At 69.2% G+C, this 24,289-nt stretch carries 19 protein-coding genes and 2 riboswitches; of the genes, 7 read left to right on the top strand and 12 right to left on the bottom strand.

All coding sequences use genetic code 11. The features are described from left to right. Positions 1-85: 85 nt before the first annotated feature. Entirely contained in the window at positions 86-970 is an 885-nt protein-coding gene (locus LGN19_RS27235; RefSeq protein ID WP_122944091.1) for a LysR family transcriptional regulator, read from the bottom strand. Between the two features lie 155 nt (positions 971-1,125). On the opposite strand from LGN19_RS27235, the gene LGN19_RS27230 reads away from it, so the two are divergent. After that, on the top strand, positions 1,126-2,739 hold the full coding sequence (locus LGN19_RS27230) for an MFS transporter (protein ID WP_226218134.1): 1,614 nt from the start codon (positions 1,126-1,128) through the stop codon (positions 2,737-2,739). 99 nt (positions 2,740-2,838) lie between these two features. Here the strand turns inward: LGN19_RS27230 and LGN19_RS27225 are convergent, their stop codons facing one another. After that, the gene (locus LGN19_RS27225) at positions 2,839-3,267 is read right to left on the bottom strand and encodes a pyridoxamine 5'-phosphate oxidase family protein (protein WP_226218132.1); all 429 of its coding nucleotides are present in this window, start codon (positions 3,265-3,267) and stop codon (positions 2,839-2,841) included. A 321-nt stretch (positions 3,268-3,588) separates the two neighbouring features. Here LGN19_RS27225 and LGN19_RS27220 point away from each other — a divergent pair, with 321 nt between their 5' ends. The 3 genes from LGN19_RS27220 to LGN19_RS27210 all read left to right on the top strand — a co-directional run bounded on the left by LGN19_RS27220 (position 3,589) and on the right by LGN19_RS27210 (position 7,235). Further along, the gene (locus LGN19_RS27220) at positions 3,589-5,115 is read left to right on the top strand and encodes an aldehyde dehydrogenase family protein (protein ID WP_122944100.1); all 1,527 of its coding nucleotides are present in this window, start codon (positions 3,589-3,591) and stop codon (positions 5,113-5,115) included. Between the two features lie 315 nt (positions 5,116-5,430). Continuing rightward, entirely contained in the window at positions 5,431-5,985 is a 555-nt protein-coding gene (locus tag LGN19_RS27215) for a hypothetical protein (RefSeq protein WP_226218129.1), read from the top strand. 215 nt (positions 5,986-6,200) lie between these two features. After that, positions 6,201-7,235 carry a helix-turn-helix domain-containing protein gene (locus LGN19_RS27210; protein WP_175222270.1) on the top strand — a complete coding sequence of 345 codons (1,035 nt, stop codon included), beginning with the start codon at positions 6,201-6,203 and terminating at the stop codon, positions 7,233-7,235. A 381-nt stretch (positions 7,236-7,616) separates the two neighbouring features. Here LGN19_RS27210 and LGN19_RS27205 read toward each other — a convergent pair whose 3' ends face one another. Together LGN19_RS27205 and LGN19_RS27200 are read right to left on the bottom strand one after the other, a co-directional pair. Continuing rightward, positions 7,617-8,714 (bottom strand): ADP-heptose--LPS heptosyltransferase, encoded by a 1,098-nt coding sequence (locus tag LGN19_RS27205; protein WP_226218127.1) that lies wholly within the window; start codon positions 8,712-8,714, stop codon positions 7,617-7,619. Then, positions 8,711-10,414, bottom strand: a complete 1,704-nt coding sequence (locus tag LGN19_RS27200) for a thiamine pyrophosphate-binding protein (RefSeq protein ID WP_226218125.1) — start codon at positions 10,412-10,414, stop codon at positions 8,711-8,713. The genes LGN19_RS27205 and LGN19_RS27200 overlap by 4 nt, the downstream gene beginning before the upstream one ends. Before the next feature lie 363 nt (positions 10,415-10,777). Here LGN19_RS27200 and vapB point away from each other — a divergent pair, with 363 nt between their 5' ends. Beyond that, a complete protein-coding gene (gene vapB / locus LGN19_RS27195; RefSeq protein ID WP_122944105.1) occupies positions 10,778-11,014 on the top strand; it encodes a type II toxin-antitoxin system VapB family antitoxin in 237 nt (78 codons plus the stop codon). Beyond that, on the top strand, positions 11,014-11,415 hold the full coding sequence (locus LGN19_RS27190) for a type II toxin-antitoxin system VapC family toxin (RefSeq protein ID WP_122944106.1): 402 nt from the start codon (positions 11,014-11,016) through the stop codon (positions 11,413-11,415). The genes vapB and LGN19_RS27190 overlap by 1 nt, the downstream gene beginning before the upstream one ends. A gap of 66 nt (positions 11,416-11,481) precedes the next feature. Here the strand turns inward: LGN19_RS27190 and LGN19_RS27185 are convergent, their stop codons facing one another. From LGN19_RS27185 to LGN19_RS27150, 8 genes are all read right to left on the bottom strand, one after another. Further along, positions 11,482-12,870 carry an L-serine ammonia-lyase gene (locus tag LGN19_RS27185; protein ID WP_226218123.1) on the bottom strand — a complete coding sequence of 463 codons (1,389 nt, stop codon included), beginning with the start codon at positions 12,868-12,870 and terminating at the stop codon, positions 11,482-11,484. 30 nt (positions 12,871-12,900) lie between these two features. Further along, positions 12,901-14,037 carry an alginate lyase family protein gene (locus LGN19_RS27180; RefSeq protein ID WP_122946577.1) on the bottom strand — a complete coding sequence of 379 codons (1,137 nt, stop codon included), beginning with the start codon at positions 14,035-14,037 and terminating at the stop codon, positions 12,901-12,903. Between the two features lie 151 nt (positions 14,038-14,188). Further along, positions 14,189-17,116 carry an aminomethyl-transferring glycine dehydrogenase gene (gene gcvP, locus LGN19_RS27175; protein WP_226218121.1) on the bottom strand — a complete coding sequence of 976 codons (2,928 nt, stop codon included), beginning with the start codon at positions 17,114-17,116 and terminating at the stop codon, positions 14,189-14,191. A 144-nt stretch (positions 17,117-17,260) separates the two neighbouring features. Next, a complete protein-coding gene (gene gcvH / locus LGN19_RS27170; RefSeq protein WP_122944109.1) occupies positions 17,261-17,641 on the bottom strand; it encodes a glycine cleavage system protein GcvH in 381 nt (126 codons plus the stop codon). Between the two features lie 117 nt (positions 17,642-17,758). Further along, positions 17,759-18,877 carry a glycine cleavage system aminomethyltransferase GcvT gene (gene gcvT / locus LGN19_RS27165; RefSeq protein ID WP_122944110.1) on the bottom strand — a complete coding sequence of 373 codons (1,119 nt, stop codon included), beginning with the start codon at positions 18,875-18,877 and terminating at the stop codon, positions 17,759-17,761. 84 nt (positions 18,878-18,961) lie between these two features. Beyond that, a riboswitch (glycine riboswitch) is annotated at positions 18,962-19,095 on the bottom strand. A 33-nt stretch (positions 19,096-19,128) separates the two neighbouring features. Further along, positions 19,129-19,231, bottom strand: a riboswitch (glycine riboswitch). Positions 19,232-19,344: 113 nt separating this feature from the next. Beyond that, positions 19,345-19,707, bottom strand: a complete 363-nt coding sequence (locus LGN19_RS27160) for a hypothetical protein (RefSeq protein ID WP_122946578.1) — start codon at positions 19,705-19,707, stop codon at positions 19,345-19,347. 160 nt (positions 19,708-19,867) lie between these two features. After that, on the bottom strand, positions 19,868-20,920 hold the full coding sequence (locus tag LGN19_RS27155) for an oxidoreductase (protein ID WP_226218118.1): 1,053 nt from the start codon (positions 20,918-20,920) through the stop codon (positions 19,868-19,870). A gap of 236 nt (positions 20,921-21,156) precedes the next feature. Continuing rightward, positions 21,157-21,873 carry an SGNH/GDSL hydrolase family protein gene (locus LGN19_RS27150; RefSeq protein WP_226218115.1) on the bottom strand — a complete coding sequence of 239 codons (717 nt, stop codon included), beginning with the start codon at positions 21,871-21,873 and terminating at the stop codon, positions 21,157-21,159. Between the two features lie 294 nt (positions 21,874-22,167). Here LGN19_RS27150 and LGN19_RS27145 point away from each other — a divergent pair, with 294 nt between their 5' ends. Beyond that, on the top strand, positions 22,168-24,255 hold the full coding sequence (locus tag LGN19_RS27145; RefSeq protein ID WP_226218112.1) for a UvrD-helicase domain-containing protein: 2,088 nt from the start codon (positions 22,168-22,170) through the stop codon (positions 24,253-24,255). The last annotated feature ends 34 nt before the right edge of the window (positions 24,256-24,289 follow it).

The following is a 24,289-nucleotide window of genomic DNA, read 5'->3' as shown; positions in this document are numbered from 1 at the left end:
TGCGCGCACGTTGCTGCCGCACAGCGGCGTTCCGTCGTGCCGTGCGGGCGACGTGCTGGACACCGGTCGAGGCGTCCGTCCTCGGTTACTTGAACAGCCGCTCGCACAGAAAATCGACGAGCACGCGCAGCTTCGGCGACAGCTGCCGGCTCGACGGCCACACGATCGAGAATTGCCCGGGCGCGATCCGGTAGTCGTCGAGCACGGTCACGAGCATGCCCGCATCGAGCGCGTCGCGGGCGAGGAAGTCGGGCATGTAGCCGATGCCGAGCCCCGCGAGCACGGTGCCGCGCAGCGCTTCCATGTTGTTGCAGGTCATCGCGGTGCGCAGCTTCAGCGGCGTGCCGTCGTCGGCCGCGAGCGCCCAGTCCTGCAGCTTGCCGGTGGTCGGGAAGCAGTAGCGCACGCATTCGTGCGCTTCGAGATCGTGCGGCGTGCGCGGTGTGCCGGCCTGCGCGAGATACGCGGGCGTCGCGCACAGCACGAACGCGAACGGGCCGAGCCGCCGCGACATCAGGCTCGAATCGGACAGCGGGCCGCTGCGGATCACCGCGTCGAAGCCACCTTCGACGACATCCACCATCCGGTCGTTGAAGTCGAGATCGAGCTCGACGTCCGGGTAGCGCTGCCGGAATTCGGGCAGCACCGGCAGCAGGAACCGGTAGCCGATCACCGGCAGGCTCACGCGCAGCTTGCCGCGCGGGCGCTGCGCCGATGCCGTCACGGTCGCCTCCGCATCGCGGAAATCCTCGAGGATCCGCTGGCAGCGTTCGTAGAAATGCCGCCCTTCGTCGGTGAGCGTGACGCGCCGCGTCGTGCGGTTGAACAGGCGCACGCCGAGCGACTGCTCGAGTTTCGCGATCGTCTTGCCGACCGCCGACGCCGAGATGCCGAGCGCGCGGCCGGCCGCGACGAAGCTCAGTGCTTCGGCGGTGCGGACGAAGGCGACGATGCCGGTCAGGTTTTCCATTGAATCGAAGGGCGTGCGCCGACGCGTGTAGCCAAGGGAATTGCGGAATTATAGTCCGTTATATGCGGAGCTTTGCGTAGTTTTTCGTGGATTGAATCGGATTTATCTTCTGTCGCTCTGACGGCGCATCCGCGCCGGCTTTTCGAGGAGCGATGATGGATCAGCCTTTTTCAGCCGCTTCGGCTCAGTCGGCACGTCGGCGCGCGTGGGTGCTGGCCGCCGTCTGCCTGGCCGCCGTCGCGCTGCCGCTGTCGTTTTCGGGCGGCGCGGTCGCGACGCCCGCGATCGGCCGCGACCTGCACGGCGGCACGGTCGCGATGAACTGGATCACCAACGCGTTCATGCTCGCGTTCGGCAGCTTCCTGATGGCGGCCGGCGCGCTGGCCGACCAGTTCGGCCGCAAGCGCCTGTTCGCGATCGGCGTTGGCGGCTTCACGCTGATGTCGGTCGCGCTCGCGTTCGCGCCGTCGATGCTCGCGGTCGACCTGCTGCGCGCTGCGCAGGGGCTCGCGGCGGCCGCGGCGCTCGCGGGCGGCACGGCCGCGCTCGCGCAGGAGTTCGACGGCGCGGCGCGCACGCGCGCGTTCAGCCTGCTCGGCACGACCTTCGGGATCGGGCTTGCGTTCGGGCCCGTGCTGGCCGGCGCGCTGATCGGGCATTACGGCTGGCGCGCGATCTTCGTGACGAGCGCGGTGGCCGGCGTGCTGTCGCTCGGCGTCGGGCTGCCGCGGATGCACGAGTCGCGCGACCCGCACGCGACGGGGCTCGACTGGCCCGGCACGACCGCGTTCACCGCCGCGCTGACGCTGTTCACGTTCGGTGTGATCGAGGCACCCGCGCGCGGCTGGTCGAACACCCTCGTGATCGCGCTGCTGGCCGGCGCTGCGCTCGGCGCCTGCGCGTTCGTGAGGATCGAGACGCGGGTCGCGCGGCCGATGCTCGACCTGTCGCTGTTCCGGATCGCGCGCTTCGTCGGCGTGCAGGTGCTGCCGGTGTCGACCTGCTGCTGCTACATCGTGCTGCTCGTCGTGCTGCCGCTGCGCTTCATCGGCATCGACGGCTTCAGCGAGATCGACGCCGGCTGGCTGATGCTCGCGATTTCCGCGCCGATGCTGGTCGTGCCGCTCGTCGCGGCGACGCTCACGCGCTGGCTGTCGGCCGGCGTGATCTCGGGGCTCGGGCTCCTGGTCGCGGCGGCCGGGCTCGTGTGGCTGGGCGTCGCTCTGCGCGGCGGCGCGGGGCCCGCGGCGATCGGGCCGATGCTCGCGATCGGTGTCGGGGCCGGCATGCCTTGGGGGCTGATGGACGGGCTGTCGGTGAGCGTCGTGCCGAAGGAGCGCGCGGGGATGGCAACGGGGATCTTCAGCACGACGCGCGTGGCCGGCGAGGGGATCGCGCTCGCGATCGTCGGTGCGGTGCTGGCTGTGCTTGCGCGGACGGGGTTGACGCAGGCAGCAGGCGCTGCCGGCACGCCCGACGCGACGCTGCGTGCGGCCGCGCGGCTCGCGACCGGCGATCTCGCGGGTGCGGCGGCTGCGTTGCCGGGTGTCGGGCATGCGGCGCTGCTCGCGAGTTACACGCATGCGTTCGATCGGTTGTTGATCGGGTTGGCGGTCGTTACGGTGCTGTGCGCGGGCGTGGTGTTCGCGTTTCTCGGCGGGCGGCGGGTGGCTGCCGAAGCGGGCGACGACACCGACGGGCACGCACATGCCGACGTGCCAGTGCGCAACCGGATCGAAGCGGCTTGTGCGGAGACGCAGGGGCGTTGAGCGTCGCGTCGTCGCGCACGGGTGCTTCGGCCACGGTGGCCGGGGTGCCTTCGTATTACGTCATCGCTGCATTCGCACCCTGACGATCCGCCACGCGCATCACGCCAGCACCAGCGGCGGCATCGCCACCTCCGCCCGTGCCTGCGCCCGTTCCACTTCGACCACCACATAGCGCCGCGCGTCCGGCCACAGATGCGCACGGCCTTCCGCCGCCTCGTCGATCGTCGCGCGGCCCTGCACGAGCCAGGTCGTCTGGCGGACGAAATCGACGAACAGCAGCGCGATGGCCGGATTCACGAGCAGGTTGCCGATCGTGTTGAACAGGTTGTTGCCGGCGAAGTCGGGCAGCACGAGCGTGCGGCGGTCGGGCAGGTCGACGAGCGGCTCGAACGAGCCGTCCGCGCGTGGCTGGCGGCCACGGTACGAGCAGTCGCTGTTGCCTCCCGCGTCGGCGGTCGCGACGATCAGGAACGCCTGCTCGCGGATGAACGCGATCGCGTCGTCGGTCAGGGGGCCGCAGTCGTTCATGGCGTCGGTCGGCGCACGCGCCGTTGCGTGGGAATGCGCGATGCGCACGCAAGCGACATGCCACGTGGCGCGGCCGGCATCCGCACGCAGGCGCGCCCGCGCACTGTAGAAATTTCGAACACCGGACCGGCCACTGCGCAGTCGCGCTGTTCAGAAACGGCACACCCGCCGTGCCGCGTCGGTGAACACGGCACGGTGCGCACGCGGGCCGGCCGTGGTCGCGGTGCTTTCGTCCTGTTTGGCACGCATGTTGCGTAAACGAGGGCAGCGCAATTCCAACCGGCGCTGTACTCACACAAGCACGATGAACAGGAGACATGTATGAACCCGTTTGACCTGAAGCAACTGGGCCTCGACGTCGAATACCCGTACCGTCAGCAATACGACAACTACATCGGCGGCAAGTGGGTTCCGCCGGTGAAGGGCGAGTATTTCGAGAACGTGTCGCCGATCAACGGCAAGCCGTTCTGCCGCGTGCCGCGCTCGGGCGCCGACGACATCGAGCTGGCGCTGGACGCCGCGCATGCCGCGCGCCGCAAATGGGGCAAGACGTCGGTGGCCGAGCGCGCGAACCTGCTGCTCGCTGCCGCCGACCGGATGGAAAAGAACCTGAAGCTGCTGGCCGTGGCCGAGACGATCGACAACGGCAAGCCGCTGCGCGAGACGATGGCGGCCGACCTGCCGCTCGCGGTCGACCACTTCCGCTACTTCGCGGGCTGCATCCGCGCGCAGGAAGGCGGCATCTCCGAAATCGACGACAACACCGTCGCGTACCACTTCCACGAGCCGCTCGGCGTCGTCGGCCAGATCATCCCGTGGAACTTCCCGCTGCTGATGGCCGCATGGAAGCTCGCACCGGCGCTCGCGGCCGGCTGCTGCGTGGTGATGAAGCCGGCCGAGCAGACGCCCGCGTCGGTGCTGGTGCTGATGGAGCTGATCGGCGACCTGTTCCCGGCCGGCACGATCAACATCGTGAACGGCTTCGGCAAGGAAGCGGGCGAAGCGCTCGCGACCAGCAAGCGGATCGCGAAGATCGCGTTCACGGGCTCGACACCGGTCGGCAAGCACATCCTGCGTGCGGCGGCCGACAACCTGATCCCGTCGACGGTCGAACTGGGCGGCAAGAGCCCGAACATCTTCTTCGCCGACGTGCTCGACCAGGACGATGCGTTCCTCGACAAGGCGCTCGAAGGGCTCGCGATGTTCGCGCTGAACCAGGGCGAAGTGTGCACGTGCCCGTCGCGGATCCTGATCCAGGAATCGATCTACGAGAAGTTCATCGAGAAGGCCGTCGCGCGCGTCGAGCGCATCAAGGCCGGCCACCCGCTCGACCTGCAGACGATGATCGGCGCGCAGGCGTCGCAGCAGCAGCTCGACAAGATCCTGTCGTACATCGACATCGGCCGCGACGAAGGCGCGCAATGCCTGACGGGCGGCGAGCGCACGGCACCGGCGGCGGAACTCGGCACGGGCTACTACGTGAAGCCGACGATGCTGCTCGGCAACAACAAGATGCGCGTGTTCCAGGAAGAGATCTTCGGGCCGGTCGCGTCGGTGATGACGTTCAAGGACGAGCAGGACGCGATCGAACTCGCGAACGACACGTTCTACGGGCTCGGCGCCGGCGTGTGGACGCGCAACGGCACGCGTGCGTACCGGATGGGCCGCGAGGTCGAGGCCGGCCGCGTGTGGACCAACTGCTATCACCTGTACCCCGCACACGCGGCGTTCGGTGGCTACAAGCAGTCGGGGATCGGCCGCGAGACGCACAAGATGGCGCTGTCGAACTATCAGCAGACGAAGTGCCTGCTGGTGAGCTACCAGGCCGAGGCGCTCGGGTTCTTCTGATCCGCGCACGGGCGTCCTGGCCGGTCGGCGGTGGTATGCGTCGGCCGGTCGGGGCGCCGTCTCGAGCGGCGAAGCGGCGGATGCCGGAGAGTCGTCGAACGCGTGTCGTGCCGGGCGAGGGTGGCTGCCTGGCCGACGATGGTGCGCGGATGCGTGCCGCGCGGCCGACCGGTGATCCGGTGGTTCGCCGTTTCAGCCCATTCGCATTCGCAACCCGGCATCGGCTGCGCATCGCCGCGGCTTGCGCCGGAAACGATACCGGCGGCCGTCCGTTCGCAGCGGCAGCTTGAGCCGGCGCGCCGGACATCAAACCCCATGTCAGAACCGCCCCGATCCAGTCCGCGCCATCCCGTGTTCCACGCGGGCGAACTCGATGCGCATCGCCGCTTCGGCGTCGCCGACGAAGCCGAGCGGATGAGCGACGTCGTGACGACGCGGCTGAGCATCGGCGTGCGGCAGTTCGTCGAGACGCAGCCGTTCATGTTCGTCGGCACCGCGTGTGGCGGGCAGGCGGGCGTGACCTGCGACATCGTGCAGAGCCGGCGCGACGCGAACGGCGACCTGCTGCCGGTCGTGCGCGTGATCGACACGAAGACGCTGCGCTTCGCGCTGCCGGTGTATGGCGAGGGCGATGGCGGCCGGATCGATGCGGCGCAGTGTGACGGCAGTGGTGTCGGGCTGCTGTTCGTCGATTTCCTGCGCGGCATCCGCTACCGGATCAACGGGCGCGCGACGCTGCGCACGGATCTGTCCGAGGCGGACGCGGCGCCGTGGCCGGCCGACAGCGCGATCGTCGAGCTGGCGGTCGCGCAGGCGTACGGCAATTGCGGCACGCGGGTCGTGCGGATGCGGCCCGCGAACGGTGGCTAGCCGGCCGCTGCGCATTGCCGGGCGGGCGACGCGTACCGGATGCGCTGGCGCGGCGCGTGCCGCACCGGCGGGTTCGTGCGACAAGGCGTTCGGGCATGCCCGCATGGCGCGTTCGTGCCGCGCAGCGTCGAATGACGGGCTTTGCGCGGGTCGCGCACGGTTCGGCACGGGACTTGCGTGACAGGCGCGGTTCCAGGCAGGTGAGGGAGGACACGATGGACCAACACGTGGCGTGCAGCGAAGAACCGACGGCCGAAGATACGCGGCGCAACGCGCAGGGCGACGATGCGCTGGCCGGGCAGGCGGTCGTCAGCGTCGCGCATGACGCCGACGAGCAGGCGCGCAACCTGATCGGCTGGCGGCAGACCTACGACCAGCTCGCGGCCGGCCGCTTCGTCGGCACGCTGACCGAGCTGCCGCTCGACACGATGAAGCTGTTTCGCGAATCGACGAGCCACCTGCTGCGCCAGGCGTGCGAGGTGCGCGGCGATGCGTACTGGTTCGGCATCCCGCTCGTGTGCGACGGCACCGCGCGCGTCGACGCGTGCCGCATCGGGCCCGGCGCGCTTGCGTTCCGGCCCGGCAACGTCGAATTCGAACTGGTGACGCCCGCGCAGTTCTCGATCTACGGCGTGGTCGTGCGCGGCGACGTGTTGCGCCGCTATGCGGAGGAGGTCGAGCGCCACGCGCTCGACGAACGGCTGTTCACGCAGCGTGTGATGCAGGTCGGCGATGCGCGGCTCGCGCGCCTGTGCGCGCTGCTCGGCCGCCGGCTCGACGGGGCGGTGGCAATGGCCGGCCCGCTGGCCGACGCGCAGCGCGACGATCTGCAGGCCGAGGTGCTGGCCGCATTGTTCGACGTGTGCGCGCAACCGGCCGACGACGCTGCCGGCCGTGCGCCGTCGATGCGCCGCTGGATCGTCGAACAGGCACGCGACTACGTGCTCGCGCACCGCACGCGCCCGGTCGGCGTGCCCGAGCTGTGCGAGCAGTTGCACGTGAGCCGGCGCACGCTGCAGTACTGCTTCCAGGACGTGCTCGGCATGGCGCCCGCGACCTACCTGCGCACGCTGCGGTTGAACGGGGCGCGGCGCGATCTGTGCGGCCGCGCGGCCGGCTCGGTGCAGGACGTGGCGGAGGCATGGGGCTTCTGGCATCTCAGCCAGTTCGCGACCGATTACCGGCGGCTGTTCGGGAAGCGGCCGTCGGAGACGCTGCGCGATCGCGCGGTGATGGTGGCCGTGGGGTGAGCGCGGGACGGTAGTCGAAGCGGCTCTGGCTTCGACGCGGACTTCGGCACTGGCTCAGGCTCAGGCATCGGCTCAGGCACCGGCTCAGGCACCGGCTCAGGCACCGGCTCAGGCACCGGCTCAGGCACGGGCTCAGGCACGGGCACGGGCACGGGCACTGGCTCAGGCTCAGGCTCAGGCTCAGGCTCAGGCTCAGGCTCAGGCTCAGGCTCAGGCTCAGGCTCAGACACCGGCTCAGACACCGGCTCAGACACCGGCTCAGACACCGGCTCAGACACCAGCTCAGACACCAGCTCAGACACCAGCTCAGACACCAGCTCAGGCGGCGCGTACACGCAGCTACGCTTTCGGCCTCGCAACGGGCCGCCGCACCCGGTTTCCCTATTCGGCGGTAGCCGCCGCTTCGCGCGGCGCGGGCCACGCCAGCGCATCCCAGTCGATCGCGCGATAGGCGGCTTCGACCGCCGCGAGATCGGCCGGCCGTTCGCTGCGATGCAGCCCGCGCAATTCGGCGGGCACGTCGAGCGCGACCGGCACGCAGTGCGGATAGTCGCGCACGCGCAGCGTCGGCCCGATCGTCGTGAAGCATGCGAGCGTCGGCACGTCGAAACCGTCGGCGAGATGCAGCGCGGCCGTGTCGGGCGCGAACAGCAGGCGGGCGCCCTTGACCCATGCGATGAAGCGGGCCGTATCGCCGGCCGCATCGACGCTCACGTCGAGATACGCGGGATGCGCAACCGGCCCGAACCCGGCCACCGGCAATCCGTAGCGCTGCGCGAGCTGCTCGACGAACGTTGCCCGCAGTGCGGGCGGCACGCTGCGCAACGCGGTGCTCGCGGTCGGGCAGAACAGCACGTACGGACGCTGCCATTGCGCAGGCAACGCAGGCAGCGGCAGCCGCGCGAGCCAGCGGTTGCGCTTGGCCGACGCCGGCACCGACGCGGGTTCCACGCCGAGCGCGTCGAGGAAGAAATCGATCATCGGCAGCCGCGCGAACGCGGGCCAGTACAGATGATTGCCGACGTCGATGCACGGCGCGTCCGCCGGCAGCGCGTCGGCGAGGTACGGCAGCGTGCGCGACGGCGCGACGAGGTCGGCGGCGAGCGCATACAGCGCCTCGACATAGCGCGGCGCGCGGGCCGGCCGGTACAGCATGAAGCGCAGGCCCGGGTGCGCGGCGCGCAGCGCGGCGAGGGCCGTGAGCCCGATCACCGAATCGCCGAGCGTGACGCCCATCCCGTTGATCACGTGCACCTGCCGTGCGCCGTCATAGTCGAGCCGGAACGGCCGGTGCGCGGCGTGCAGCAGGCCGCGCGCGGGCGCGGCCGGCACGTGGCCGACGGCACGCGCACCGCCGTGCTCGAGGTCGTAAGGCGCGACGAGCGTGCCGTCCGGTGCGAGCAGCGTGCCGGGGAGCGTGAGCGCGTCGTCATGCGACAGCGCGACGGCGGGCGGCACGGTGCGCGTGTCCACCGTCATCCGCCGCGCGCGCGGCGGCCCTGTTCGCGGATCTGTTCGAGTGTCGCGGCCGGCGTGCTGGCGTCCTGCGGGATGCGGATCTCGATCAGCGCGGGCAGCCCGCAGGTCAGTGCGCGTTCGAGCGCGGGCGCGAAATCGGCGGTGCGCTCGACGGTCTCGCCATGCGCGCCGAACGCGCGCGCATAGGCGGCGAAATCGGGGTTCGTGAGCCCCGTGCCATGCACGCGCCCCGGATAGTTGCGTTCCTGATGCATGCGGATCGTACCGAAATGACCGTTGTTGACGACGATCACGACGATGTTCAGTCCGTATTGCATCGCGGTCGCGAGTTCGTTGCCGGCCATCATGAAGCAGCCGTCGCCCGCGAGCGCGACGACGGCACGCGACGGGTACAGCGACTTCGCGGCGAGCGCGGCCGGCACGCCGTAGCCCATTGCGCCGCTGGTCGGCGCGAGCTGCGAGCGGAAGTGCCGGTACGCGAAGTGGCGATGCAGCCAGATCGCATAGTTGCCGGCGCCGTTGGTGAGGATCGCGTCGTGCGGCAGGCGCTCGCGCAACTGCACCATCACGTCGCCGAGCTGGACATCGCCGGGCATCGGCAGCGGCGCATGCCATTCGCGATACGCGCGGTGCGCGTCGGCGGCCGTGCCGGCCCAGGCGGGGTGCTCGGGCGCCTCGAGGGCGGCGAGCGGCGCGGCGATCTCGGGCATCCCGGACACGATCGGCAGGTCGGCCGCATACACGCGGCCGAGCTCGTCCGCGCCCTGGTGCACGTGGATCAGCGTCTGGCGGGTCTTCGGGATGTCGAGCAGCGTATAGCCGGCGGTCGTCGCTTCGCCGAGACGCGGCCCGATCACGAGCAGCAGGTCGGCGTCGCGGATGCGCTTCGCGAGCGCGGGGTTGATCCCGAGCCCGACGTCGCCCGCGTAGTTCGGGTGCGCGTTGTCGATCGTGTCCTGGTAACGGAACGCGCACGCGACCGGCAACTGCCAGCGCTCGACGAAGGTGCGCAGGTTCGCGCACGCGTCGGGCGTCCAGCCGCTGCCGCCGACGATCGCGAACGGCCGCTCGGCGCGCGCGAGCCGCTCGCGCAGCTCGTCGACCTGCGCGGCCGACGGCGCGGCCGCGACGCGTTTCGCGGCCGGCACGACGGGCTGCGGCGCGCATGCGTCGGACAGCACGTCTTCCGGCAGCGCGAGCACGACCGGGCCGGGACGGCCGGACGTCGCGATGTGGAACGCATGGCTCAGGTATTCGGGAATGCGGCGCGGGTCGTCGATCTGCGCGACCCATTTCGCCATCTGGCCGAACATCCGCCGGTAGTCGATTTCCTGGAAGGCTTCGCGGTCGAGGTGCTCGCGTGCGCACTGGCCGACGAACAGGATCATCGGTGTCGAATCCTGGAACGCGGTGTGCACGCCGATCGACGCGTGGGTCGCGCCGGGCCCGCGCGTGACGAACGCGATGCCGGGGCGGCCGGTCAGCTTGCCGACGGCCTCGGCCATGTTCGCGGCGGCCGCCTCGTGGCGGCAGACGACCGTCTGGATGCGCGCGGTGTCGTCCGCCAGCGCATCGAGTACGGCGAGGAAACTCTCGCCCGGCACGCAGAACACGCGTTCGACGTGATTGGCGAGCAACGCATCGACGAGCAGTCGTGCGCCGGTGGTGGCGTGCTGCTCGAGATCCTTGGAATGCGACATGGGCTGCCGTCTCCCTGGGTAGCGGGACGTACAGCTTACGCCCGTTGACGGGGCGCCGGTGCGCCGGCCGCTGAAAAGTGCCGGAACGCAGGGGGGATTCGTGGCACGCGCTTCGGGTTCGGCCGAACGGCCAGCTTGTGTGCGCGCCCCCGACGCTGAAAAATCAGGCGCTACGAATGTCGAGCCGGCTCGCTTGCCGTGGGCGCCGCGAATGGGGCCCCTATCCGGAATGAACAGAACGGCGTGCCGGCGTTCGCTTTCGAATCGATATCAGGGTGAGCGCACATGTACACACATGGATTTACATCGTCGGCCAAGCGGATATACTGTACATCCACGGTACATCCGGATGTTGGGGGCGACATGCATACGACGAGGGTATTTCGGAACGGCAACTCGCAGGCCGTGCGAATTCCTGCCGACCTGGCCTATGAACGCAGTGATATCGAACTGGAAATCGAGCGCATCGGCGACGAAATCCGTATTCGGCCGGCGCGGCGGCCGTTGACCCGCGTCCTCGAGAAATTCGCGCAATTCGGGCCGGATTTCATGGCTGAAGGGCGTGGTGACCACGAGCAGGCCGAACGCGAGGGTTTGTGATGCCGCGCTACATGCTCGACACCAACATGTGCATCTACCTGATGAAGAATCAGCCGGAGCAGGTTGCGAGACGATTTGCGCAGTGCTACACGGGGGACGTCGTGATGTCGGCGATCACGTACGCAGAGCTCGAGTACGGCGTCACGACGTGCGCGAGCCCTGCGCGGGAGCGCGGCAATCTTGCCGCGCTGATCGACGACATTCCGGTCGCGCCGTTCGACGTCGCGGCTGCGCAAGCGTACGGCCCGGTCCGCGAGGCAACCCGCGAGCGGAAGAAGGATCACCTCGACAAGCTGATCGCCGCTCATGCGGTGTCGCTCGATGTTGTCCTCGTGACCAACAACGAGCGGGATTTCGACAGTTATCCGGGATTGCGGCTGGAGAACTGGCTGGACGATTGATGCCGGGTACCGTGTCCGGCGGTCACGCGGGAGATTGATCCGTCCCGCGCGGCCACCCGTGCGGCATCAGCACTCGACGATATTCACCGCCAGCCCGCCGCGCGACGTTTCCTTGTACTTCGTCTTCATGTCGGCACCCGTCTCGCGCATCGTCTTGATCACGGAGTCGAGCGACACGTAGTGCGAGCCGTCGCCGCGCAGCGCCATGCGCGCCGCGTTGACCGCCTTCACCGACGCCATCGCGTTGCGCTCGATGCACGGGATCTGCACCATCCCGCCGACCGGGTCGCAGGTGAGGCCGAGATTGTGTTCCATCCCGATTTCGGCCGCGTTTTCGACCTGCTGCGGCGTGCCGCCGAGCACGGCCGCGAGCGCGCCGGCCGCCATCGAGCATGCGACGCCCACTTCGCCCTGGCAGCCGACTTCCGCACCCGAGATCGACGCGTTCAGCTTGTAAAGAATGCCGATCGCGGCAGCCGTGAGCAGGAAGTCGATCACGCCCTGTTCGTTCGCACCGGGCGTGAAGCGCGTGTAGTAGTGCAGCACGGCCGGGATGATGCCGGCCGCGCCGTTGGTCGGCGCGGTGACGACCCGGCCGCCGGCCGCGTTTTCCTCGTTGACCGCGATCGCGTACAGGTTGATCCAGTCGATCATCGACAGCGGATCCTGCAGCGCGCGCTCCGGGCTGCCCGTCAGCGTGCGGTACAGCTGCGGCGCGCGGCGCTTGACCTGGAACGGGCCGGGCAGGTTGCCGTCGGCTTCCGGGTTGCCGATCCCGCAGCCGCGCGACACGCACGACTGCATCACGGCCCAGATCTTCAGCAGGCCGTCGCGCGTTTCTTCCTCGGTGTGCCACGTACGCTCGTTTTCCCACATCAGCTGCGCGATCGACTTGCCGGTCGACTGAGTCAGCGCGAGCAGCTCGGCACCGGTGCGGAACGGGTGCGTCATCTGCTCGGCCGCGCTCAGCACCTTCGTGTTCGGTGCGCCGGCCGTCACGACGAAGCCGCCGCCGACCGACAGGTAGGTGCGCTCGACCAGCACGTTGCCGCTCGCGTCGGACGCGCGCAGTTTCATGCCGTTCGGATGCTCGGGCAGCGCCTGACGGTAGAACGCGATGTTCTCCTTCAGCACGAACGGCACCGGATGCGTGCCGAGCAGCGCGAGCTGCTTCGATTTGCGGACGTCTTCCAGCCGCGCGTCGATGGTTTCGGGATCGACGGTGTCGGGCGCGTCGCCGAGCAGGCCGAGCATCACGCCGCGGTCGGTGCCGTGGCCCTTGCCGGTCGCGCCGAGCGAGCCGTACAGCTCGACCTTCACGTGCGCCGTGGCGTCGAGTTGCCCGTCGCGCTCGAGGCCCTGGACGAACATCAGCGCCGCGCGCATCGGCCCGACCGTATGCGAGCTGGACGGACCGATACCGATCTTGAAGAGGTCAAAGACGCTGACTGCCATGTTGATTCCTGCCTTGCTTTAAGAATAATGCTAGCGCGCCTGCAATGGCAGGCACGCGGCGAGCCATGCGGGCGGCGTTGGGGAAAGCTGTTGCGCGACGCGGGCATAGCGCCCGTCGAGCCGCGCGGCCAGATGAAAGAGTTCGGTGGCGTTTTTCGGGTCCCACTGCCCCGTGTAGCCCGGCAGGCCGGCCTCGCGGCGTTTCGCGTCGAACGGCACCGGCGAATTCACGAATTCCTCATGCGTCTTCTCGCCGAGCGCGTACGGCACGAGCCAGTCGAGCGCGACCGCGAGCGTCGCGCCGTTCGCGCCCCGTTCGCGCAGCCAGTTGCGGTTGAAGCGGCGCGCGGCGAGCGCGGCCGTCACCAGCGGCTGCAGGTCGTAGACCGCGTAGTGCAGTGCATCGCGTTCCTCGAAGTCCCAGGTCTTGCCGTCCGGGCCGATATTGTCGGCAAGATGCTCGACGAACAGCCGCTGCGCGGCGTTCATCATCTTGCGGTCGCCGAGCGTGAATGCTGACAGCGCGATCAGCTTGATCCGGTGGCTCTGCCAGTTGTTGCGCCAGGTGCCGGTGAGCGGGCGCTTCTGCGCGTCGATCTGCGCGACATAGCCGGCGCCGAGCTTCGCGATGAACGCGGCCGTCGCGTTGCGGGTCTTCACCGGCAGCGCGCTGGCCGTCATGTCGTACGCGACGATCAGGCTTTCAAAACGTGTTTCGTCGATCGGGTTGAAGCTCGGCTGGTAGGTCGCGACCCACGCGGACAGGAAGCGGTCGACGAGCTGCAGGTAGCGCGGCGCGTTCGTCACGCGCCACGCGAGCGCAGCATCGCGCATCAGGTCGAGATCCTTCAGCGCGGCCGCACTTTGGTCGTAGATACCTTCGTGCGGCAGCGTGCCCTCGGTGTGTACGCGCGCCATCGCCTTCGGCTGCTCGCCGATGCGCGCGTCGACGCTGCGGATCAGCGCCTGGACGCCCGGCTCGGCTTGTGTCGTCTCGCTCGCCTGCAGTGCCGGCGCCGCGCAGAAATTCATCGCCGCGCGCGCGCTGCCGGCCGCGCCGAGGCCGGCAGCGGCAAACGACAGCGACGCAACAAGCATCGGCACGACGCGGCGCGCGCGCGGCCGCCCTTGCATTGCACCATGGCCCGGAAACATCGGACGCACCATGCGGAACTCCTTCATTGGCTGGATCGCGTGTGATGTTAGCCGGATTGTCGGGCGAACGTGAACCGGTTCGAGCGGCGAACAAAAAAACCGCACGCAACCCCGGGTTGCGTGCGGTGTGGTCACCATCGGGCGGCTCCTGGCCTGGCGTGCGTTATGCGTATTCCGACATCGGCACGCACGAGCAGAACAGGTTGCGGTCGCCATAGACGTTGTCCGCGCGGCCGACCGGCGGCCAGTACTTGTTCGTGCCCAGCGACGCGACCGGGTACGCGGCCTGCTCGCGCGAGTACGCGTGCGGCCATTCGTTCGCGGTGACGACGGCCGCCGTGTGCGGCGCGTGACGCAGCGGGTTGTCCTCACGGTCGGCGCGGCCTTCCTCGACCGCACGGATTTCGTCGCGGATCGCGATCATCGCGGCGATGAAGCGGTCGAGTTCTTCCTGCGATTCCGATTCGGTCGGCTCGACCATCAGCGTGCCCGGCACCGGGAAGCTCATCGTCGGCGCATGGAAGCCGTAGTCCATCAGGCGCTTCGCGACGTCGTCGACGCTGATGCCGCTCGATTCCTTGATCGGACGCAGGTCGAGAATGCACTCGTGCGCAACCAGCCCGCCCGGGCCCGAATACAGCACCGGGTAGTGCGGCGCGAGGCGCTTCGCGATGTAGTTCGCGTTGAGGATCGCGGTTTCCGTCGCGGCGGTCAGGTTCTTCGCGCCCATCATCGCGATGTACATCCACGAGATCGGCAGGATCGACGCCGAGCCGTACGGCGCGGCCGATACCGCGCCGATGCCGTCTTCTTCGCGCGTGTAGCCGGTCGAACGCTGGTTCGGCAGGAACTTCGCGAGGTGCGCGCCGACTGCAACCGGGCCGACGCCCGGGCCGCCACCACCGTGCGGGATGCAGAAGGTCTTGTGCAGGTTCAGGTGCGACACGTCGCCGCCGAACTGGCCCGGCGCGGTCAGGCCGACCATCGCGTTCATGTTCGCGCCGTCGACGTACACCTGGCCGCCGTGCGCATGAACGATCTCGCAGATCTCGCGGACGTTCTGCTCGAACACGCCGTGCGTCGACGGATACGTGATCATGATCGCCGCGAGGTCCTTCGCGTGCTCGTCGGCCTTCGCCTTGAGATCGGCGATGTCGACGTTGCCCTGTGCGTCGCATGCGACGACCACGACCTTCATGCCGGCCATGTGCGCGGATGCCGGGTTCGTGCCGTGGGCGGACGCCGGGATCAGGCACACGTCGCGATGGGCTTCGCCGCGCGATGCGTGGTAAGCGTGGATGATCAGCAGGCCCGCGTACTCGCCCTGCGAGCCCGCGTTCGGCTGCAGCGACACGGCCGCGTAGCCGGTGGCCGCGACGAGCATCTGCTCGAGCTGGTCGATCATCTCGCGATAGCCGACGGTCTGTTCGGCCGGTGCGAACGGGTGGATGCCGCCGAATTCGGGCCACGTGACGGGCAGCATTTCCGACGTCGCGTTCAACTTCATCGTGCACGAGCCGAGCGGGATCATCGAGCGGTCGAGCGCGAGATCCTTGTCCGACAGGCTGCGCAGGTAGCGCAGCATTTCGGTCTCGGAATGGTGGCGGTTGAACACGTGGTGCGTCAGGTACGCGCTCGTGCGCTCGAGGCCGGCCGGCAGCGCGGCGACGCCGGCGAGGCCCGCGTCCAGCGCGTCGACGGCCGGTGCGGTGCCGCCCGCGGCTTGCGCGAACACGGCGAGCAGATCGGCGAGGTCGTCGCGCGTCGTCGTTTCGTCGACCGACACGCCGACTTGCGTGTCGCTCACGCGGCGCAGGTTGATGCGCTTCGCCTTCGCGAATTCGTGAACCTGCGCGGTGCGCGCGCCGGTGTCGATCGTCAGCGTGTCGAAGAACGTGTCGTTGACGGTCGTGAAGCCGAGCTGCTTCACGCCGGCGCCGAGCAGTGCCGCGATGCGGTTCACGCGCAGCGCGATCGTCTTCAGGCCGTGCGGGCCGTGGTAGACCGCGTACATGCTGGCCATGATCGCGAGCAGCGCCTGCGCGGTACACACGTTCGACGTCGCCTTCTCGCGGCGGATGTGCTGTTCGCGCGTCTGCAGCGCGAGGCGCAGCGCGGGCTTGCCCTGCGCGTCGACCGTCACGCCGACGAGGCGGCCCGGCATCTGGCGCTTGAATTCGTCACGCACCGCGAGATACGCGGCGTGCGGGCCGCCGAAGCCCATCGGCACGCCGAAGCGCTGCGTGTTGCCGATCGCGACGTCCGCGCCCCAGTCGCCGGGCGGCGTGAGCACGGTCAGCGCGAGCAGGTCGGCCGCGACGACCACGTGGCCGCCGGCCGCGTGGATCGCTTCGGTGAGTGCGCGGTAGTCGCGCACGTCGCCGTTCACGCCCGGGTACTGCAGCAGCACGCCGAATGCGTTCGATTGCGCAGCGTCGTCGGCCGGGCCCGTCTTGACCTCGATGCCGACCGGCAGCGCGCGCGTGCGGATCACTTCGAGCGTTTGCGGCAGCACGTCGTCGGCGACGTAGAACACGTTCGACGCCGGCTTGCCGGTGCGCTGCAACAGCGTCATCGCTTCGGCCGCGGCGGTGGCTTCATCGAGCAGCGACGCATTCGAGATCGCGAGGCCCGTCAGGTCGGCGACCATCTGCTGGAAGTTCAGGAGCGCCTCGAGGCGACCCTGGGAAATTTCAGGCTGGTACGGCGTGTAGGCCGTGTACCACGCCGGGTTTTCGAGCACGTTGCGCAGGATGACGGCCGGCGTGTGCGTGTCGTGGTAACCCTGACCGATATACGAGCGGAACACCTGGTTCTTGTCCGCGAGAACCCGCAGTGCGGCGAGGGCTTCGGCCTCGCTCTTCGGCTGCGCGAACGGGCCGAGCGGCAGCGTTTCGGCGCGGCGGATCGAGGCCGGGATCACGGCGTCGATCAGGGCGGCGCGCGACGCGAAGCCGAGCGTGTCGAGCATGGCCTGCTGGCTGGCGGCGTCGGGGCCGATGTGGCGTTCGGCGAACGCATCGTGCGTTTCGAGCGCGGCGAGCGAGAGGGGCGTGCGGTTCATCAGGCGGTCCGGGTGTTCGAGCTTCATGGCGTTCCTTGGTCGGCCCAGGCTGGCGCTTGCGCGCCCATTCGGGCCCCATGCTGTGCGGTCGACCCGGGGCGGCGCGTTGGCGCCGGCCCGGGTTCCGCGCGGGGCAGGGCGGCTGACCCGTCCCGCGCGATTCAGGGAGGGTTAGTCGATCAGCTTGCTGTAGGCGGCAGCGTCGAGCAGGTTGTCGGTCGATGCGCCGGCCGCGAGCTTGATCTTGAACAGCCATGCGTCATACGCATCGCCATTCACGTCTTCCGGGGCGTCGGCCACGTCCGTGTTGATCGCGACCACTTCGCCGGTCACGGGCGAATAGATGTCCGACGCGGCTTTCACCGATTCGACGACGCCGATCGCGTCGCCTGCCTTCACTTGCGTGCCGACTTTCGGCAGTTCGAGGAACACGATGTCGCCAAGCGTGTTCTGCGCGTGATCGGTGATGCCGACCGTCAGCGTGCCGTCTGCTTCGGTGCGGATCCACTCGTGTTCGTCGGTGTATTTCAGATCGGCCGGGACGTTGCTCATCGGATGCTCCTGATAAAAGGGTTTGTTCGTTTTGCTGGCGCGCCGCCGGGGCGCGCCGGGTGTGGTGTTGCGCCGGGCGCCATCTCCCGGCTTCCCGGGAGGCGGGCCTCCCGGCCGTTACGCAGCGAGGACCTTGCCGTTGCGCACGAACGGCAGTTTTACCACGCGCGCGGGAAGATTCTTGTCGCGAATTTGCACCTGGACCAGGTCGCCGATCTGGACGGCCGCCGGCACGCGCGCGAACGCGATCGATTCCTGCATCGACGGCGAGAACGTGCCGCTCGTGATCTCGCCTTCGCCGTGCGGCGTGACGACCTTCTGGTGCGCGCGCAGCACGCCGCCCGCCTTGCCGTTTTCCTTCTGCAGGATCAGGCCGACGAACGCGGCGCGGGTGCCGTTGGCTTCCAGTGCGGTGCGGCCGACGAAGTCGCGCGGCGCGGAGAGATCGACCGTCCACGCGAGGCCCGCGTCGAGCGGCGACACGGTGTCGTCCATGTCCTGGCCGTACAGGTTCATGCCGGCCTCGAGGCGCAGCGTGTCGCGCGCGCCGAGCCCGCACGGGCGCACGCCGTTTTGCTGCAGCGCGTTCCACAGCGCTTCGACGTGCACGGCCGGGACGATCACCTCGAAGCCGTCTTCACCGGTATAGCCGGTGCGCGCGACGGTGAGATCGCCGAACGGCGTGCCGGCGACCTGCGCGGCGTTGAACGGCTTCAGCTCGCTCGTTGCGGCGCGCGCGGCGGGCACCGTCGCCCAGGCCTTTTCGCGGGCGTTCGGGCCCTGAACGGCGACGATCGCGAAATCGCGGCGCGGCGCGATCGTGACGCCGAAGCCGCCTTGCTCGTTCAGCTGGTTGAACCACGCGATGTCTTTCTCGGCCGTGCCGGCGTTGACGACGACGCGGAAGAATTCTTCGGTGAAGTAATAGACGATCAGGTCGTCGATGACGCCGCCTTGCGGATTGAGCAGGCACGAGTAGAGTGCCTTGCCGGGCGTCTTGAGCTTGCCGACGTTGTTCGCGATCGCATGCTCGAAGAACGCGCGCACGCGGCTGCCGGTGAAATCGACGACGCACATGTGCGACACGTCGAACATGCCGGCGTCGCTGCGCACGGCTGCATGTTCTTCGATCTGCGAGCCGTAGTTGACGGGCATGTCCCAGCCGCCGAAGTCGACCATGCGGGCATTGAGCGCGCGGTGCGCGGCGTTGAGCGGGGTGTGATTCAGTGCAGTCATCGAGGCCTCAGGCAAGGCGCTTGCGCGCGGATCAGAACGGCCATGTGCCGACCACCGCGGCCGACGGCCTGCGAGCGATCCGGTACATGCCCCTCTGTCCTCGATACCTGAGAGATTGCGCTGCCGGCCAAGCCTGGCGAACGCGCGCCCCTTCGGTGGGCAGCTTGCCCGCGCAGCGGATGCGCTGCGGGCTACTGCCGCTCTCCAGAGTGCGGGGAGAGTAGGGCCCGCGCAATGCGCGGACGGGATTCCCCGACGCGGTCGGTCCTTTTGCCTGAGAGTTTGCGGGTGTGCCCCTTCGGCGGCGCAACCGGGTTGAAACAGCCCGGTCACACGCTCTCCCGACGCGTGCGGGCGACTGTACGCGAGCGGGTGGGCATTGTCAATTTGAGCAAAAGAATGTCGCTTCGCGACAAGCGGCGGCAACCGGTGCCGCCGCTTTTTCCGCACCGGCGGGCGCCGGCGCGTTACTCGCCGATCGCGCGTGCGGCCGTGTCGAGTTCCTGATTCAGCACACGCTGTTCGTCGCCGGACAGGCCGCCGCTATGCTGCGCGGACATGTCGTTCGATTCCTGGCGGATCACGTCGAGGCGATGGTGAAGCTGCGCACCGTAGGGTGGCGGGTAGTAGCCGCCGTTCACGCGCGCATCGATGCGGCGGTGCAGGTTGTCGATCCGGCCCTGGATCTGCTGCAGCCGCTCGTTCGCGACGACCTGCGGATTGGGCCGCGGCGGGGGCGCCGGGCGGACCGGCTGCGGCGGCTGCACGATACAGGCCGCAAGTGAGGAAACCAGGACGCAGCACGCTGCCGCGCGAATCAACCGTTGCATCAACATTCTCCTGACGGATTGGTGTCGGATCGACTTTTTTGAGAAACGCGTCAGACCGGTCGGGCGCTGACTTTCGTTCCCCCGGCATTTGTAACCGAATGTTCCGGCTGATCCAACGGCACGTGCGCCGGCCGGCCATTACCGGCGCGGCGCGCGGGTGTCAGATCGTGCGGCGCACGAACGGCAGCCGGCGGCCGTCGTGCTCGCTCTGGGCGGCGAGCTCGATGATCGTCATCACGTCGACGGCGTCTTGCGCGGTGACGGGGAACGGCGCGCCGTCGCGGATCGATGCGGCGAGCGCGCGGTAGAACTCCGCATACTGGCCGTCGAGCGTCGGCACCGGGCGCTCGACCTCGACGTCGCCGTCGAGCACGCGCAGCAGGCCGGGCGGGTTGCCGCCGCCGAATTCGACGTCGTCCGCGGTGAGGCCGGCCTTGAGCTGGTCCTCCTGCGTGTCGAGCCCGAACTTCTGGTAGCTGCCGAGCGTGCCGTGCAGCGTGAAGCGCGCCGGTTCGATCGCCGACAGCGCGCTCGCATGCAGCGCGACGTCCTTGTCCGGATAGCCGAGTTGCAGATGCACGAAATCGGGCGCCGTGCCGTTGTCGCGGCGCGTCTTGACGGTCGCGCCGACCGTTTCCGGCAGGCCGAACAGCGCGAGCGCCTGGTCGATCAGGTGCGGGCCGAGGTCGAGCAGCAGGCCGCCGCCGCGGGCGGGCTCCTCGCGCCAGCGCGTGCGCGGCGTCGGCCGGAAGCGGTCGAAGTGCGACGCGAAATAGGTGAGCCGGCCGAGCTCGCCTGATTCGACGATGCGGCGCACGGTGAGGAAATCGCCGTCCCAGCGGCGGTTGTGGAACGGCGCGAACAGCCGGCTGCGCGCGTTCGCGAGCCGCGCGAGCGCGAGCGCTTCGTCGGCGGTGAGCGTGACGGGCTTGTCGACGACCACGTGGCGGCCGGCTTCGAGCACCTGGCGCGCGAGTGCGAAGTGCGTGTCGTTCGGCGTGGCGATCACCACGCATTCGATGTCGTCGAGGCCGAGCAGCGTGTCGAGATCGGGGACGACGCGCGCGCCCGGATACGCAGCCTGCGCGCGATCGGGTTGCCCCGTTGCGATCGCGGCGACTTCAGTGCGGCCGCTCGTGGCGATCACGGGTGCGTGGAACGTCGCGCCGGCGAAACCGAAACCCATCAAACCAATCCTGAGCAATGACGACATGGCAATCCCTGGCTGCGAAGGAAACTAAAGGACGGTGCGCCGAGACGGCGCGAAGACGACCGGCTATTTTGGCATGGCGCCGCCGCTTGCACCGGCGCGTTTGGGCGAAACGCGCGGCGCGAGGCGGCGCCTGCGCAGCGAGCGCCGGCATTTTGCGCGGGCCTCCGCCTGCTGTGCGCGCGGGGTTGCCTGCCGGCCCACGCGGTGAACGGCCGGCGCGGGGGCGCCGCGCCCCGTCATGCGGCGGCCCGCTGCCGCACGGCGGCGGCGACCTGGGCAGCCCACGCGGTGCAGGCGGTTGCACCGGGGTGGAAGCCGTCGGTGGCCATCAGGTGGCGCTCGAGCGGCAGCGCGACGCGCAGGAACGTGCAGTGCGGCTGCGTGGCGGCCCAGCCGGCGAGCGCCGCGTTGAGCCGCTTCGCGCGCAGCCCGAGATACCACGCGAGCGGTTGCGGCAGCGCCGGGAAGCGCTCCATCGGCGGCACCGCCGACAGGATCGCGTGCCCGACCCGGAAGCGCGCGCCGAGCAACCGGACGAGTTCGGCCTGCTGCGCCTGCCAGCGGGCCGGCGGCACACCGCCCGTCACGTCGTTGACGCCGAGCGACGTGACGGCCACGTCGAACGGCTCGGCCGGCTCGGCCGGCTCGGCGGCGAGCCAGTCGACGAGCTCCTGCGTGGTCAGGCCCGTGCGCGCGAGCAGCTTCCAGCTCACGCGATGGGTGGCCGCGAGCGCGTTCGCCAGTTGCCCGGACAGCGCGTCGCGCTGCGTCGCGACGCCGACGCCCGCGGCGGCCGAATCGCCGACCACCAGCACGCGCAGCGGCGGGCCCTCGCCCGCCACGCCGTCGCGCGGGCCGGCCGCCTCGGGCAGCCGCGGCGTGACGCGGCGCACGTAGCGCCCCTGCGCGAACAGCAGCGGGCCGAGGGCAGCGGTGGCGAACGGGTATCCCATGATGTCGATCCGGTGACGATTCAGGCGGTTCAGGTGTTTCAAGCGGGCCGGCGCGGGGTGCCGCCGGGTGGACATATTGTGGCCGATCGGTGCGTGAACGGGGCCGGATTGGCCGAACGGACAGGGGGCGGCCGCGGGATCCGCCCGCGCGGCCCCGTCCGGCGGCGCTCCAGAAAAGCACGCCGCCGACGTGTTAACATGCCCGTCCTGCCCGCGTGTCCGCCTGCTTCGCCAGCCTGCCGCGCACGGCATCCTCCCGGCGTTCCGCCGTCAACCGCAACACCATCCGCCATCATGTCCGCAGGCCTCAATCCCGCCCAGAACGAAGCGGTGCGCTACCTCGACGGTCCCTGTCTCGTGCTCGCCGGCGCGGGCAGCGGCAAGACCCGCGTGATCACGCAGAAGATCGCGCACCTGATCGAAGCGAAAGGCTTCGAGCCGCGCCACATCGCCGCCGTCACGTTCACGAACAAGGCGGCCGCCGAAATGCGCGAGCGCGTGTCGAAGCTGCTCGAGGGCAAGACGCTCACCACGCCCGGCAAGGAAGGCCGCAAGGTGCCCGTCAACCAGCTCACCGTCTGCACGTTCCACTCGCTGGGCGTGCAGATCCTGCGCCAGGAGGCCGAGCACGTCGGCCTGAAGCCGCAGTTCTCGATCATGGATTCGGACGACTGCTTCGGGATGATCCAGGAGCAGCTCGGCACGACCGACAAGGGGCTGATCCGCAAGATCCAGAGCATCATCTCGCTGTGGAAGAACGGCCTGATCATGCCCGACGAAGCGATGGCGATCGCTGCCAACGAGGACGAGCATCAGGCCGCGATCGTCTACCGCAACTACGTCGCGACGCTGCATGCGTATCAGGCGGTCGACTTCGACGACCTGATCCGCCTGCCGGCCGAGCTGTTCGCGAAGAACGAGCAGGTGCGCGACCGCTGGCAGAACAAGCTGCGCTACCTGCTGATCGACGAGTACCAGGACACCAACGCGTGCCAGTACGAGCTGCTGAAGCAGCTCGCCGGCCCGCGCGCGGCGTTCACGGCGGTGGGCGACGACGACCAGGCGATCTACGGCTGGCGCGGCGCGACGCTCGAGAACCTCGCGCAGCTCGGCAAGGATTTCCCGAAACTGCACCTGGTCAAGCTCGAGCAGAACTACCGGTCGACGGTGCGCATCCTGACCGCCGCGAACAACGTGATCGCGAACAACCCGAAGCTGTTCGAGAAGAAGCTGTGGTCCGAGCACGGGATGGGCGATTCGATCACCGTCACGCCGTGCAACGACGAGGAGCATGAAGCCGAATCGGTCGTGTTCCGGCTGTCCGCGCACAAGTTCGAGCGGCGCGCGCAGTTCCGCGACTACGCGATCCTGTACCGCGGCAACTTCCAGGCGCGGATCTTCGAGCAGGTGCTGCGGCGCGAGCGGATCCCGTACGTGCTGTCTGGCGGCCAGTCGTTCTTCGACAAGGCCGAGATCAAGGATCTGTGCGCGTACCTGCGGCTGATCGCGAACGCCGACGACGATCCCGCGTTCATCCGCGCGGTCACCACGCCGCGCCGCGGGATCGGCAACACGACGCTCGAAGCCCTCGGCTCGTTCGCGGGCCAGGCGAAGGTGTCGCTGTTCGAGGCCGTGTACATGGGCGGGATCGAGGCGCGGCTGTCCGCGCGGCAGGTCGAGCCGCTGCGGATGTTCTGCGACTTCATCCAGCGCCTGACCGAGCGCGCGGACAAGGATCCCGCGACCGCCGTGCTCGACGACATGATGGAGGCGATCCACTACGAGGCGTACCTGTACGACGCGTTCGACGAGCGGCAGGCGCAGTCGAAGTGGCAGAACGTACTCGAATTCCTCGAATGGCTGAAGCGCAAGGGCACCAAGCCCGAGACGGAGGCCGTCGACGGCGAGGCGAATGGCTTCCACAACGCGGACGGGCTCGCCGATACGGGCAAGAACCTGCTCGGCCTGATCCAGACCGTCGCGCTGATGTCGATGCTCGAGGGCAAGGACGAGGATCCGGACGCCGTGCGGCTGTCGACCGTCCATGCGTCGAAGGGGCTCGAGTATCCGCACGTGTTCCTGGTGGGGGTCGAGGAAGGCATCATGCCGCACCGCGGCGGCAGCGAGGACGATGGCCCGATCGACAACGAGCGGATCGAGGAGGAGCGCCGGCTGATGTACGTGGCGATCACGCGCGCGCAGCGCAGCTTGCACCTGAACTGGTGCAAGAAGCGCAAGCGGGCGCGCGAGACGGTCGTGTGCGAACCGTCGCGCTTCATCCCGGAGATGGGGCTCGACGAAGCGCCGCCGCCCACGCCGGAAGAGGCGCCGATGTCGCCGAAGGACCGGCTCGCGAGCCTGAAGGCATTGCTGCAGAAGTGAGCGTGCGCCGGCGGCCGGACCGGCCGCTTCCGCC

The organism is Burkholderia sp. AU30198 (assembly GCF_020419825.1).
In the GTDB taxonomy this organism is placed as follows: Bacteria; Pseudomonadota; Gammaproteobacteria; order Burkholderiales; family Burkholderiaceae; genus Burkholderia.
Note: the sequence above shows the minus strand (reverse complement) of the source record. Positions and strands in the feature narration are given on the sequence as shown.